This window comes from Geodermatophilus sp. SYSU D00779, assembly GCF_054050595.1.
Genome location: NZ_JBJGZQ010000003.1, coordinates 159,662 through 172,810, shown reverse-complemented (window position 1 = coordinate 172,810; position 13,149 = coordinate 159,662). Strand labels below are relative to the sequence as shown.

Here is a 13,149-nt window from a genome sequence, read left to right as displayed (position 1 = left end):
CCTCCCAGCCCGACCCTCGACCTCAGGTGGAGGTGGAGCCCGGGGGCCGGCGCTGTGCGCTGGTCCTCACTCCCCCCGGCCGGAACCGCACATCCACGCACACCCGGGCCGCTGACCTCGGCTCAGTGGGCGGCCTCGTTCCAGGTCCGACCGAAGCCGACCGAGACCTCCAGCGGCACCGACAGCTGCGCGGCACCGGCCATCTCCCGGCGCACCAGCGTCTCCAGCGCCTCCCGCTCCCCCGGCGCGACCTCGAGCACGAGTTCGTCGTGGACCTGCAGCAGCATCCGGGAGCGGAGCCCCTCGTCGGCGATCGCCTTCTCCACGCGCAGCATGGCCACCTTGATGATGTCGGCCGCCGAACCCTGGATGGGGGCGTTGAGCGCCATCCGCTCGGCCATCTGCCGGCGCTGCCCGTTGTCGCTGGTCAGGTCGGGCAGGTAGCGCCGGCGACCCAGCGTGGTCTCGGTGTAGCCGGTCTGGCGGGCGTCCTCCACGACACCGTCCAGGTACTCGCGGATGCCGCCGAAGCGCTCGAAGTAGGCGTGCATCTGCTCGCGCGCCTCCTCGGTGGAGATGCGCAGCTGGGAGGCCAGCCCGTACGCCGACAGCCCGTAGGCCAGGCCGTAGCTCATGGCCTTGATCCGGCGGCGCATCTCCGGGTCGACGTCCTCGATCGGGATGTCGAACGCCCGCGACGCGACGAAGGAGTGCAGGTCCTCCCCCGACGTGAAGGCCTCGATGAGCCCCGCGTCGCCGGAGAGGTGCGCCATGATGCGCATCTCGATCTGGCTGTAGTCCGCGGTCATCAGCGACTCGTAGCCGGGGCCGACGATGAACGCCTGCCGGATCCGGCGGCCCTCCGCAGAGCGGATCGGGATGTTCTGCAGGTTCGGGTCGATCGAGGACAGCCGGCCGGTGGCGGCGATCGTCTGCTGGAACGTCGTGTGGATCCGCCCGGCGTCGTCGACCATGGGGATCAGGCCGTCGATGACGGTGCGCAGCCGGGTCACGTCGCGGTGCCGCAGCAGGTGTTCGAGGAAGGGGTGGCCGGTTGCGCCGAGCAGGTTGGTCAGCGCCTCGGCGTCGGTCGTGTAGCCCGACTTGATCTTCTTGGTCTTCGGCAGGCCCAGCTCGTCGAAGAGCACCGCCTGCAGCTGCTTGGGCGAGCCGAGGTTGACCTCGCGGCCGATCACCGCGTAGGCCTCGGCGGCCGCGGCGGCCACCTCGTCGGCGAACTCCCGCTGCAGCTCGCGCAGGAAGTCCAGGTCCGCGGCGATGCCGCGCTGCTCCATGCGGGCCAGCACGAAGGTCAGCGGCAGTTCGAGCTCGTCGAGCAGCGAGTCACCCCCGCGCTGACCGAGCAGGGAGTCCAGCGCGTCGGAGAGGTCGTTGACCGCGACGGCCTTGAGGACGTCGGCGTGCGCGGCCTCGCGGGCGAGGTCCTCCTCCGACGGGCCCATCCCGTCGAGGGTCAGCTGGGGCTCCTCGGCGGCAGAGTCCTTCAGCTCGCGGCGCAGGTACCGGACGGCGAGGTCGCCCAGGTCGAACGACCGCTGACCGGGCAGAGCCAGGTAGGCGGCCAGCGCGGTGTCGCTGACCACGCCGGCGAGGTCCCAGCCGCGTGCCCAGATCGCCAGCAGCGGGCCCTTGACCTCGTGCACGACCTTGTGCGCGTCCGGGTCGGCCAGCCAGTCGGCCAGCGCCTGCTCGTCGGTGGCGTCGAGGTCGGGGCCCAGGTCGACGAAGGTGGCGTGGTCGTCACCGCCGGCGAGGGCGATGCCGGTCAGCTCACCGGTGCCCCGGCCCCAGGTGCCCCGGAAGATGATGCCGGTGCGGCTGGTGCGTGCGTGCTGGTCGAGCCAGGCGCCCAGTCCGCCGGCGGGCACCTCGTCCTCGGTGACGTCGAAGCCGCCCTCGGCCTCCGGCTCCGCGCTGGTGAGCGTGGCGAACAGCCGGTCGCGCAGCACCCGGAACTGCAGGTTGTCGAAGAGGGTGTGCACCTCGTTGCGGTCCCAGGCGCGGACGGCGAGGTCGCCCGGGCCCACCTCCAGCGGGACGGCGCGGTCGAGCTCGGTCAGCCGCCGGTTCTGCAGCACCGAGGACAGGTGCTCGCGCAGCTTGTCGCCGACCTTGCCCTTCACCGTGTCGACCTGGTCGACCAGCGCGTCGAGCGAGCCGTACTCGCGGACCCACTTGGCCGCGGTCTTCTCCCCCACGCTCGGGATGCTCGGCAGGTTGTCGCTGGGGTCGCCCCGCAGCGCGGCGAAGTCGGGGTACTGCGCGGGCGACAGCCCGTACTTGGCCTCGACCTCCTCCGGGGTGAACCGGGTGAGGTCCGAGACGCCCTTGCGGGGGTACAGCACGGTGACGTGCTCGTTGACCAGCTGCAGGGCGTCGCGGTCGCCGGTGCAGATGAGCACGTCCATGCCCTGCTCGACGGCCTGCACGGTGAGGGTGGCGATCACGTCGTCGGCCTCGTAGCCCTCGGCGGTGATGACCGGGATGTGCAGCGCGGCCAGCACCTCCTGGATGAGGCTGACCTGGCCGCGGAAGTCGGTCGGGCTCTCGCTGCGGTTGGCCTTGTACTCCGCGTAGATTTCGCTGCGGAAGGTCTTGCGCCCCACGTCGAAGGCGACCGCCACGTGCGTCGGCTGCTCGTCGCGGAGCACGTTGATCAGCATCGAGGTGAAGCCGTACACCGCGTTGGTCGGCTGCCCCGTCGTCGTCGAGAAGTTCTCGACCGGCAGGGCGAAGAAGGCGCGGTAGGCCAGCGAGTGCCCGTCGAGCAGCAGCAGCCGCGGGCGCGCCTCCTCAGCGGAGGGGACGGCGGAGCTGGACGCGGGGGCGGAGACCGGAGCGGACATCGCCGCCGATCCTAGGTGCGCGCACCGACGACGCCCGGGCACACCGAGCCACCGCCGGCCGTCGCGCGAGCGATGGCTACGGTGCCGAGGTGACCGTGGACCGCCCCGCCTGGCTCGACGCCGGGCAGATGAGCCCGCTGGACGACAAGCTCGGCATCCGCATCACCGACTTCGACCCCGACCACGTGGTCGCGACCATGCCGGTCGAGGGCAACCAGCAGCCGTTCGGCCTGCTCCACGGCGGCGCCACCTGCTCGCTGGTGGAGACGGTCGGCTCCTGGGCCGCGGCGCTGGGCGCGGGCCCGGGCCGGCAGGCGGTCGGGGTGGAGCTCAACGTCAGCTACCTGCGCGCGGCCACCGAGGGGGTCGTCACCGCCGTCGCCACGCCGGTCCGCCGCGGCCGGACGCTGGCCACCTTCACCATCGAGGTCACCGACGAGCAGGGCCGCGTGACCGCCAGCGCCCGGCTCACCTGCATGCTGCTGGCGGCGTGAGCTCAGCCCTCGGCGACGTCCGGCAGCGGCACCAGCCGGGCCTGCGGACGACGGCGGACCGGGGACGGCGCGGTACCGCGACGGTGCCCCCGCCGCGCTGCCGGGCCGCCAGCGTCCGCGCGAGGGTCTCCCGCGGCACGATCCGCCGGGTGGTCAGCGGCGCGGACCCCATCCGCGCGGAGGAGCACTGCCGCTCGGCCTCGTGCCCGCCGACCGCACCGACGACGTGCGCAGCCCCGACCTCCGAGGCGTACGCCACGGCGGCCGCGCCGCGGCGGTGGCCGCGGTGGACGACGAGGTCGTCGACGGTCACCTGCGGGACGCCGAGCACCACCGACAGCGGGTCGACGCCGAGGACGGCCGGGCCCACGGCGGGCTCGCCGCCGTCGGGCGCGTTCGGGCCGGGCAGCACGGCCGGCCCGACCCGGTGCGCCGGGTCGGCGAGCACCCGGCGGAAGCCGGCGGCGGCCGCGGCCCCGGGGGTCTGACCGGTCAGCACCCCTCGGCGTGGACCTCGACGCGGTGCCGGCGCACCAGGGTCAGGGCGGCGGGACGCGGCGCGCGTCGTGACGCGGGACCGGGAACCGGCACGGGGCTCCCTGGACGGTGGCCAGAACCTGCCCCGTCGACCGGCGTGATCACGACGGCGAGCCGCCCGTGGCGGGTGCGGCGTGTCGCGGACAGGTAACAGCTTGCCGCGAGGGCAGCAGGCGGAAACACAGCTGGGTTACCGTCCCCCCTCATGCGCAGAGCCAGGGAGGCTGAGTGACCCACCCGGCAGGCCGTGCCGTACGGCACGGCCGACGACCACGACCCGACGGAGTCCGGTCCGGCAGCGGCCGGCGGGCCCGCACCGGCAGGAGGCGCGGACTCGTCGTCCGTCTCCTGCTCGTCGCCGCCTTCGCGCTCGGCCTGGCCGCCTTCGTGCCGGGCGTCGCCCAGGCCGAGGGTGAGCAGGTGCTGGGCACGCTGCAGACCAGCCGCAGCGGTCCGATCGAGGGCGTCGAGGTCGTCGTCACCACCGCCGACGGCGCCGAGGTCGGCACCACCGAGACCGACGAGGACGGCCGCTGGGCCGTCGACGTCCCCGGGCCCGGCCAGTACACGGTGACCCTCGATGCCGACGCCCTGCCCGACGACGTGGTGCTCACCGGCGAGGACAGCCGGACGGTCACCGTCGACGCCGGCCGGCGGCAGCCGGTCCAGTTCGGCCTGGACGACGGCAGCGGCGGCGGTGGGGGCGGCAGTGTGGAGGCCATCCAGCTGCTGGTCGACGGCCTGCGCTTCGGCCTGCTCATCGCCATGTGCGCCGTCGGCCTCTCGCTCATCTTCGGCACGACGGGGCTGACCAACTTCGCCCACGGCGAGCTGGTCACCATCGGGGCGATCATCGCCTGGTACATCAACGTCAGCCTCGGCGTCCCGATCATCGTGGCGGCGCTGCTGGCGATGATCGGCGGTGCGGCGGTGGGCGCGCTCAACGAGCTCGGGCTGTGGCGGCCGCTGCGCCGCCGCGGCACCGGCCTGATCGCCGCGCTCGTCGTCTCGATCGGTCTGTCGCTGCTGCTGCGCTACCTGATCCAGATCGTCTACGGCGGCTTCTCCAACCCCTACGCGGGCCTGGGGACGTCGCGGGCGGTCGACTACGGCCTGTTCCGGCTGACCAACCAGTCGCTGATCTCGATCGTCATCTCGGTCATCGTCCTGGTGCTGATCGCGCTGATGCTGCAGCGCACCAAGATCGGGAAGGCGATGCGGGCGGTCGCGGACAACCGCGACCTCGCGGCGTCCTCGGGCATCAACGTCAACCGGGTCATCCTCGTCGTCTGGATGATGGGCGGCGCGCTGGCCGCCCTGGGCGGTGTCCTGCTGGGCCTGTCCGACCAGGTGCGGTGGGACATGGGCTTCCAGCTGCTGCTGCTCATGTTCGCCGGCGTCACCCTCGGGGGGCTCGGCACCGCGTACGGGGCGCTGATCGGCAGTCTGATCGTCGGGGTCTTCGTGCAGATGTCGACCCTGGTGATCCCCAACGACGTCAAGTACGTCGGCGGCCTGCTGCTCCTCATCGTCATCCTCGTCATCCGGCCCCAGGGGATCCTGGGCAGCCGCGCACGGATCGGCTGAGCCATGGGCGAACTCCTCAACGCACTCGCCGTCGCCGGGAAGTCGGCGCTCGGCTTCCAGGCGGTGTTCTTCGCGCTGCTCGCCATCGGCCTGAACATCCACTTCGGCTACGCCGGCCTGCTGAACTTCGGCCAGATCGGCTTCGCGCTGCTCGGGGGCTTCGGCATCGCGATCTCCGTCAGCCAGTGGGGCCTGGACTTCTGGGTCGGCGTCGTCGTCGGCCTGGTCGCCGCCGTCGTCCTGGCCCTGCTGCTCGGCCTGCCGACCCTGCGGCTGCGGGCGGACTACCTGGCGATCGCGACGATCGCCGCAGCCGAGGGCCTGAGACTGCTCTTCCGGTCGGTCTCGGCCACGCCGGTGACCGGCGGGACCCGCGGCCTGTCGGCGTTCAACGGCGACTTCATCGGGCTCGCGCCGTGGGACACCGGCCGGCAGTACCCGATCCTCGGCACCCGCTGGAGCGGCGGCGAGCTGTGGGTCACCACCGTCGGGTGGGTCCTGGTGGCCCTGCTCAGCGTGCTGGTCTGGCTGCTGATGCGCAGCCCGTGGGGCCGGGTGCTCAAGGCCATCCGTGAGGACGAGGACGCCGTACGGGCGCTGGGCAAGAACGTGTACCTGTACAAGATGCAGGCCCTCGTCCTCGGTGGCGTGATCGGCGCCCTCGGGGGGATGGTGTACGTCGTGGCGACCGGGGCGGCGAACCCCGACCAGTTCCAGAACGCGAACACGTTCCTCGCCTACGCCGTACTGATCCTCGGCGGGGCGGCCCGCGTGCTGGGGCCGGTCGTGGGCGCGATCATCCTGCTGTTCGTGGTGCAGTTCGCCGACACCGGCCTGCGGGCGCTGATCGACAACGGCGTGATCCCGAGTGAACTGCTGTCGGCCACCGACGTCGCCCAGATCCGCTTCGTCCTGGTCGGTCTCGGCCTCATGCTGTTGTTGATCTTCCGGCCGCAGGGCATCTTCGGCGACCGGCGAGAGGTGATGCTCGATGCGCGCTGACGACGAACCCACCGGGGCCACGGCGGCCTCCCTCGGCGGCGGGCCCGCCGGCGCCGGCGCCCGGCGGCTGGCCGCCGCGGCGCTGCGCGACGTCCCCTGGGAGGTCGGGGTCGCCAAACCCGACCCGGCGATCGTCGTCGACGGGGTGACCCGCACCTTCGGCGGCCTGACCGCGGTGTCGGTCGACCACCTGGAGGTCCAGCGGGGCGGCATCACCGGTCTGATCGGGCCCAACGGTGCCGGCAAGACCACCCTGTTCAACCTGCTGACCGGCTTCGACCAGCCCAACAGCGGCACGTGGGCCTTCGACGGCCGGTCACTGAGCAAGCTCCCGCCGCACCAGGTGGCCCGGCTCGGCGTCGTCCGCACGTTCCAGCTGACCAAGGCGCTGTCCCGGCTCACCGTGCTGCAGAACATGCTGCTCGGCGCCCAGGGGCAGAAGGGCGAGAGCTTCCTGCGCGCGCTGGTCCCCGGGACCTGGCGCGCCCAGGAGCAGCAGAACACCGAGAAGGCGATGGAGCTGCTGCGGCGCTTCAAGCTCGACACCAAGAAGGACGACTTCGCCGGCACGCTGTCGGGCGGTCAGCGCAAGCTGCTGGAGATGGCGCGGGCGCTGATGAGCGACCCGAAGGTGGTCATGCTCGACGAGCCCATGGCCGGGGTGAACCCGGCCCTGACCCAGAGCCTGCTCGGCCACGTCAAGGACCTCCGCGAGGAGGGCATGACGGTGATCTTCGTCGAGCACGACATGGACGTCGTCCGGGACATCAGCGACTGGGTCGTCGTCATGGCGGCCGGCCGGGTGATCGCCGAGGGCCCGCCGGAGTCGATCAGCCAGAACCAGGCCGTCGTCGACGCCTACCTGGGCGCGCACCACGACGCGCCGCTCACCGTCGAGGAGGAGGACCGCGTGCTCGCCGAGGCGGGGGCGGCCATCGCCCGCGAGGAGAACGCCGACGGGGAGCTCCTGCAGTCGGACACCACCGGCCAGGAGAGGACCGAGCGATGAGCGACCCGCTGTTCGAGGTGGACGAGTCCGGAGAGGACCTCACCCGCGCCGAGCAGGCCGCGTCGTCAGCGGCGACGCTGTCCCCCGCCGAGGAGGCGGCCACCCGCGGGGAGCACCTGCGCCTCGCCGAGGGTGCGCTGGTGCGGGCCGACGACCTGGTCGCCGGTTACGTGCCGGGCGTCAACATCCTCCGCGGCTGCGACTTCTACCTGCAGGACGGCGAACTCGTCGGCATCATCGGCCCCAACGGGGCCGGCAAGTCGACGCTGCTCAAGACGATGTTCGGGCTCATCCCGGTGCGGTCGGGGAAGGTCACCCTCCGCGGCGAGGACATCACCTCGGCGCCGGCCCACCGGTTGGTGTCCCTGGGCGTCGGCTACGTCCCGCAGAACAACAACGTGTTCCCCTCGCTGACCATCGAGGAGAACATGCAGATGGGCGCCTACCTGCGGCCGAAGGTCTTCCGCGAGCGCTTCGACTACGTGGCCGACCTGTTCCCGCTGCTCGGGGAACGGCGCAAGATCAAGGCCGGGTCGCTGTCGGGCGGTGAGCGGCAGATGGTGGCCATGGGCCGGGCACTCATGATGGAGCCGTCCGTCCTGCTGCTCGACGAGCCGTCGGCCGGCCTGTCCCCCGCCTACCAGGACGAGGTGTTCATCCGCTGCCGGCGGATCAACGCGACCGGTGTCTCGATCATCATGGTCGAGCAGAACGCCCGCCGGTGCCTGCAGATCTGCGACCGCGGCTACGTCCTCGACCAGGGCCGCAACGCCTACACCGACACCGGCGAGTCGCTGATGAACGACCCCAAGGTCATCGAGCTCTACCTGGGGACGCTGGCCAAGGCGCACTGAGAGAGGACCCCTCTGCCCCCGACCGCTCGCGGGCTCGGGGCGGGCCCCTGCAGCGGGGCCGTTCCAGTGCCTCACCAGGCGCCGGTCCCCGATCAGGGGGCCGGCGCCGCCGTGCTGGGTAGGCAGCGGTCATGAACTGGACCTGGGAGCTGCGGTCCCGCGACGGCGGGATGAACGGCCTGGAGTTCGCCCGCTGCACGACGGCGAGCGGCTTCTCCCGCGTGCTGGTGCACGCCGCCCCCGCCCAGCTGCACCTGGAGGTGCGGGCGGACGACGGCACGCTGGTGCTGCGCGACGACGCCGACCGGGACGGCGACTACTCACCCGTCACCCTGCTCGAGCTCGACGGCGCGCAGGTCCGCCGTCGCGAGGTCTGGCCCGGGCCGGAGCTGTTCGGGTTGCCGGTCCTGCTGCCCGGCGGCGAGGTCGGCGTCCTCACCGCCTGGGAGCACGCGCCCGACCACAGCTGGTGGCGCTGGTCGGTGGAGTTCTCCAACCACCGGGGCCGGCCCGCCGACTGGGCGCCCGAGGGCCAGCACCTGCAGCGCTGACCCCGTGGACGACGACGGCCCGGCACCCCCTGAGGGGTACCGGGCCGCTGCCCGAGGGCTTTCGTCAGCGCTGTGTCGTCACAGCGCCCCGACGCTCACCGCTGCGGGCCGATGCCGTTCTCGTTGAGCCCCTGGATGATCCGCGAGGACTCCTCGAACCCGATGACGACGATGCCGTCGGGGTTCAGGTCCACCATCTGCTGGACCTCGGAGTCGAAGTTCGCGGCGTTGGGGTCGTAGGTGATGTTCACGACCTGGTCCTCGCTGAGGCCACCGGCGAGCAGGTTCTCCACGGTGTTCTGGGCGAGGCCGGTGCCGTACGGGTCGTTGCGGGCCAGGATGCCGACGGTGTTGTTGCCGTCGGCGGCGATCAGGTCGGCCAGTGCGCGGGCCTGCAGGACGTCCGGCGGAGCGGTCCGGAAGTACAGCCCGTTGTCGTTGTAGGTCGTGAACTGGTCCGACGTGTTGGCCGGGCTGATCTGCATGACGCCGGCACCGGTGATCCGGTCGATGACGTTCAGGCTCACGCCCGAGGACGCCGCCCCGACGATCGCGTTCACGCCGGCCTGCAGCAGGCGGTCGACGGTCTGGGTGGCGGTGTCGGTCGTCGCGTCACCGGAGTCACCCTCCTCCAGCCGCACGTCCTGGCCGAGGATGCCGCCGGCGGCGTTGATCTCCTGGACCGCCAGCCGGGCGGCGGCGACCTCGGGGGGGCCGAGGAACGCGAGGTCACCGGTCAGCGGCAGCAGCGTGCCGATGACCAGCTGCTCACCGGTGGTGCCGGGGGCGGCCGGAGCCGGCCCCTCGTCGGTGGTGGCGTTGGCCTCGTCCCCGGCGAGGACGAACTCGGTCTTCGAGTCGTCGATCTTGTTGTCCTCGCCGAAGGCCTGGATGCCGAAGCTGGCCGCGGCCGGCTCACCGGCGTCGACGAACGCCAGCGGGCCACTGATGCCGTCGTAGTCCGGGTTGCCCCCGCTGTTGACGATGTCGATGCAGGCCTGGAACGAGTCGCACTTCTCGCCGCCGGTGGTGACACCGTTGACGTAGGCCTTGAAGACGTTGGCGTCGTTGGTGCCCGCCATCTGCGCGGCCAGGGCCGTGAGGACGACGGCGTCGTAGGTCTCGGCGGCGTAGTTGAACGTGTTGCCGAGATCGGGGTCGATCTGCAGGAGCCTGTCCTTGAAGTCCCCGGACAGCTCGGTGAGCGGCAGGGTGCCCTTCATGCCGGCGAGGGCGCCCTGCTCCTCGAAGTCCTCCCCGAGGGTGGAGCCGATGTTGCCGTCGGTGCCGTAGATGTTGACCTGCTTCTCGCCACCACCACCGCCACCGCCCTCGCCGCTGGCGGTGCCCTCCTCTTCCCCCCCGCCGCACGCGGTCAGGACGAGCAGGGCCGCGGCCGAGACGGCGGCAGTGCGCGCGAGGATCCCTGTGCGCATCAAACAACTCCCACTGTGGTGTCAGTCGTGCACCCGGCCCGCCAGGTGGGCGACCGGTCAGTGGGGGGAAGGTAGCTGCCGGATCCGGGCGTGGAGCAGGGGTCGCCCGGACCGTGACCAGGTCGTGACCTGCCGGCTCCCGGCCCGTCACACAGGGTGTCGGGCGCGCGACCGGGGTCACACCGCAGGCGTCAGCTGCCCGTCGTCGGGTCTGCAGCGGCCTGCGGCTGCAGGATGCGCTGGGCGAGCGCCTTCATCGACGTGCGCTCGTTCATCGCCGTCCGCTGGATCCACCGGAACGCCTCGGCCTCGGTCATCCCCTGGTCGGCCATCAGCTTGCCCTTGGCCTGCTCGACCACCTTGCGGGTCTCCAGGCGCTCCTCGAGCGTGCGCACCTCGCCGTCCAGGGCGGTCATCTCGGCGAAGCGGCCGCGGGCCACCTCGATGGCCGGCACCAGGTCGTTCTTGGAGAACGGCTTGACCAGGTAGGCCATCGCGCCGGCGTCGCGGGCCCGCTCGACCAGCTCCCGCTGGCTGAAGGCGGTCAGCACGATGACCGGGGCGATGCGCGCCGAGGCGATCTGCTCGGCCGCCGACAGCCCGTCGAGCACCGGCATCTGGATGTCGAGGACCACGAGGTCCGGCCGCAGCTCCGTGGCCCGGTCGACGGCCTGCTGCCCGTCGCCGACCTCGGCGACGACGGTGTACCCCTCCTCCTCGAGCATCTCCTTGAGATCGAGGCGGATGAGCGCCTCGTCTTCCGCGATGAGGACCCGGATCGGCTCGCTGCTCACGCGCCGGAGCCTAGCGATGCGGGACGGAACACGACGGGCCGTTAGGCTGCTCCTCGGTCGCCGGCCGGTACGCCCCCGTACCCCAATCGGCAGAGGGAGCGGATTCAAAACCCGCACAGTGTGCGTTCGAGTCGCACCGGGGGCACGCACGACGTCGTCGTCCTCCGGACGACACCGCCACCACGTGCCGTTCCCCGGCTGTCCGGGACGCACTCACGGGGGCGTCCGCTCGCGTCCACGAGGCGGCCCTACGGTGGGTGCCGTGAGCGAGCCCGAGCCGACACCGTCCGCCCCGCACATGACCCCGGAGCAGTTCCGTCGGCACGGCCACGCGGTCGTCGACTGGATCGCCGACTACTGGGCGCGGGTCGGCTCGCTGCCCGTGCGCTCCCCCGCCACCCCCGGCGACGTGCGCGCCGCGCTGCCCGACGCCCCGCCCGAGCAGGGTGAGCCGTTCGACGCCGTCCTGGCCGACCTCGACCGCGTCGTCGTCCCCGGGCTCACCCACTGGCAGCACCCCGGCTTCTTCGGCTACTTCCCGGCCAACACGTCCGGGCCCTCGGTGCTCGGCGACCTGGTGTCGGCGGGCCTGGGCGTGCAGGGCATGTCGTGGGTCACCAGCCCGGCGGCCACCGAGCTCGAGCAGCACGTCCTCGACTGGTTCGCCGGCCTGCTGGGCCTGCCGGAGACCTTCCTGTCCACCGGTCCCGGCGGCGGTGTCGTCCAGGACTCCAGCTCCGGCGCCAACCTCGTCGCCCTGCTCGCGGCCCTGCACCGGGCCAGCGGCGGCGGGACGGTACGCGGGGGCGTCCGGCCCGACGAGTACACCGTCTACGTCTCCGCGGAGACGCACTCCTCGATGGAGAAGGCCGTGCGGATCGCCGGCCTCGGCAGCGACGCCGTCCGCATCGTCGAGGTGGACGGCGACCTGGCGATGCGCCCGCAGTCGCTGAGGACGCGCCTGGAACGGGACGTCGCCCGGGGCTACCGGCCGGTGCTGGTCTGCGCCACCGTGGGGACGACGTCGACGACGGCGGTCGACCCCCTCGCCGAGCTGGGCCCGATCTGCCGCGACGCCGGGGTGTGGCTGCACGTGGACGCCGCCTACGCGGGCGTGAGCGCCGTCGCCCCCGAGCTCCGGGCGCTGCAGACCGGCGTCGAGTGGGCCGACAGCTACACCACCGACGCGCACAAGTGGCTGCTCACCGGCTTCGACGCGACGCTGTTCTGGGTGGCCGACCAGGCCGCGCTCACCGGCGCGCTGGCGATCCTGCCGGAGTACCTGCGCAACGCCGCCACCGACGCCGGCGCGGTCGTCGACTACCGCGACTGGCAGGTCGAGCTCGGCCGCCGCTTCCGCGCGCTCAAGCTGTGGTTCGTGCTGCGCTGGTACGGCGCCGAGGGCCTGCGGGCGCACATCCGGTCCGGTGTCGCGCTGGCGCAGGAGCTGGCCGGCTGGGCGGAGGCCGACGACCGGTTCGACGTCGTCACCCCGCACCCGTTGTCGCTGGTGTGCCTGCGCCCGCGCTGGGCCGAGGGGGTGGACGCCGACGTCGCCACCATGACGCTGCTGGAGCGGCTCAACGACGGCGGCGAGGTCTTCCTGACCCACACGACCGTCGGCGGCCAGGTGGTGCTGCGGGTGGCGATCGGCGCGCCGGCGACGACGCGGGCGCACGTCGAGCGGGCCTGGGCGCTGCTGCGCGAGGGTCACGACTGGCTGGCCGCCGACTTCGCCGAGTCCGCGGCGGAGCGGGCCCGCGAGGAGGCCGAGCGCCGCGCCGCCGAGGAGCGGGCACGGGAGGAGCGGGCGCGGGAGGAGGCCGCCCGCGCCACGGCCCGCCAGCCGGTCGAGACGCCGGCCACCCAGGACGAGACGGCGGCCCAGGCGCACGCGCAGGAGGACCTGACGCCGCCGGAGACCGCACCGCCGGCCGAGGCCGACCACCCGGAGGCCGACGGCGTCGTGCCCGCCCACGGCGGGACCGACGCCGGCGCCCGGGGCACCGGCTCCTGAG

At 72.6% G+C, this 13,149-nt stretch carries 11 protein-coding genes and 1 tRNA gene; 8 read left to right on the top strand and 4 right to left on the bottom strand.

Features of this window, described 5'->3' with window-relative positions; all coding sequences use genetic code 11:
• Positions 1-122: 122 nt before the first annotated feature.
• The gene (polA, locus tag ACI79G_RS03295) at positions 123-2,867 is read right to left on the bottom strand and encodes a DNA polymerase I (RefSeq protein ID WP_456879689.1); all 2,745 of its coding nucleotides are present in this window, start codon (positions 2,865-2,867) and stop codon (positions 123-125) included.
• Between the two features lie 89 nt (positions 2,868-2,956).
• Here polA and ACI79G_RS03290 point away from each other — a divergent pair, with 89 nt between their 5' ends.
• Positions 2,957-3,361 (top strand): PaaI family thioesterase, encoded by a 405-nt coding sequence (locus ACI79G_RS03290; RefSeq protein WP_456879686.1) that lies wholly within the window; start codon positions 2,957-2,959, stop codon positions 3,359-3,361.
• On the opposite strand, the gene ACI79G_RS03285 is transcribed toward ACI79G_RS03290, so the two are convergent.
• Positions 3,336-3,860 (bottom strand): hypothetical protein, encoded by a 525-nt coding sequence (locus ACI79G_RS03285; protein ID WP_456879684.1) that lies wholly within the window; start codon positions 3,858-3,860, stop codon positions 3,336-3,338. The two genes, ACI79G_RS03290 and ACI79G_RS03285, sit on opposite strands and share 26 nt — an antisense overlap.
• A 266-nt stretch (positions 3,861-4,126) precedes the next feature.
• On the opposite strand from ACI79G_RS03285, the gene ACI79G_RS03280 reads away from it, so the two are divergent.
• The 5 genes from ACI79G_RS03280 to ACI79G_RS03260 all read left to right on the top strand — a co-directional run bounded on the left by ACI79G_RS03280 (position 4,127) and on the right by ACI79G_RS03260 (position 8,901).
• Positions 4,127-5,485 carry an ABC transporter permease subunit gene (locus ACI79G_RS03280; RefSeq protein ID WP_456879682.1) on the top strand — a complete coding sequence of 453 codons (1,359 nt, stop codon included), beginning with the start codon at positions 4,127-4,129 and terminating at the stop codon, positions 5,483-5,485.
• A 3-nt stretch (positions 5,486-5,488) separates the two neighbouring features.
• Positions 5,489-6,487 carry a branched-chain amino acid ABC transporter permease gene (locus ACI79G_RS03275; protein ID WP_456879679.1) on the top strand — a complete coding sequence of 333 codons (999 nt, stop codon included), beginning with the start codon at positions 5,489-5,491 and terminating at the stop codon, positions 6,485-6,487.
• Complete coding sequence (locus ACI79G_RS03270; protein WP_456879677.1) at positions 6,477-7,496, top strand: ABC transporter ATP-binding protein; 1,020 nt, start codon at positions 6,477-6,479, stop codon at positions 7,494-7,496. Before ACI79G_RS03275 ends, ACI79G_RS03270 begins: the two co-directional genes overlap by 11 nt.
• Positions 7,493-8,350: an ABC transporter ATP-binding protein gene (locus ACI79G_RS03265; RefSeq protein WP_456879674.1), complete on the top strand. Its 858-nt coding sequence runs from the start codon at positions 7,493-7,495 to the stop codon at positions 8,348-8,350. The genes ACI79G_RS03270 and ACI79G_RS03265 overlap by 4 nt, the downstream gene beginning before the upstream one ends.
• 131 nt (positions 8,351-8,481) lie before the next feature.
• On the top strand, positions 8,482-8,901 hold the full coding sequence (locus tag ACI79G_RS03260; RefSeq protein WP_456879672.1) for a DUF7712 family protein: 420 nt from the start codon (positions 8,482-8,484) through the stop codon (positions 8,899-8,901).
• A 95-nt stretch (positions 8,902-8,996) separates the two neighbouring features.
• Here the strand turns inward: ACI79G_RS03260 and ACI79G_RS03255 are convergent, their stop codons facing one another.
• Both ACI79G_RS03255 and ACI79G_RS03250 read right to left on the bottom strand, forming a co-directional pair.
• Complete coding sequence (locus ACI79G_RS03255) at positions 8,997-10,337, bottom strand: ABC transporter substrate-binding protein (RefSeq protein WP_456879669.1); 1,341 nt, start codon at positions 10,335-10,337, stop codon at positions 8,997-8,999.
• A 191-nt stretch (positions 10,338-10,528) separates the two neighbouring features.
• The gene (locus ACI79G_RS03250; protein ID WP_456879667.1) at positions 10,529-11,131 is read right to left on the bottom strand and encodes an ANTAR domain-containing response regulator; all 603 of its coding nucleotides are present in this window, start codon (positions 11,129-11,131) and stop codon (positions 10,529-10,531) included.
• Between the two features lie 71 nt (positions 11,132-11,202).
• On the opposite strand from ACI79G_RS03250, the gene ACI79G_RS03245 reads away from it, so the two are divergent.
• Positions 11,203-11,276: transfer RNA gene (locus ACI79G_RS03245), tRNA-Leu, on the top strand.
• A gap of 117 nt (positions 11,277-11,393) precedes the next feature.
• On the top strand, positions 11,394-13,148 hold the full coding sequence (locus tag ACI79G_RS03240; RefSeq protein WP_456879666.1) for a pyridoxal-dependent decarboxylase: 1,755 nt from the start codon (positions 11,394-11,396) through the stop codon (positions 13,146-13,148).
• Position 13,149: the final 1 nt, after the last annotated feature.

Coding starts and splice junctions, on each gene's coding strand:
- ACI79G_RS03275 (WP_456879679.1), top strand. CDS start 5,489: ATGGGCGAACTCCTCAACGCACTCGCCGTCGCCGGGAAGTCGGCGCTC.
- ACI79G_RS03270 (WP_456879677.1), top strand. CDS start 6,477: ATGCGCGCTGACGACGAACCCACCGGGGCCACGGCGGCCTCCCTCGGC.
- polA (WP_456879689.1), bottom strand. CDS start 2,867: ATGTCCGCTCCGGTCTCCGCCCCCGCGTCCAGCTCCGCCGTCCCCTCC.
- ACI79G_RS03265 (WP_456879674.1), top strand. CDS start 7,493: ATGAGCGACCCGCTGTTCGAGGTGGACGAGTCCGGAGAGGACCTCACC.
- ACI79G_RS03255 (WP_456879669.1), bottom strand. CDS start 10,337: ATGCGCACAGGGATCCTCGCGCGCACTGCCGCCGTCTCGGCCGCGGCC.
- ACI79G_RS03260 (WP_456879672.1), top strand. CDS start 8,482: ATGAACTGGACCTGGGAGCTGCGGTCCCGCGACGGCGGGATGAACGGC.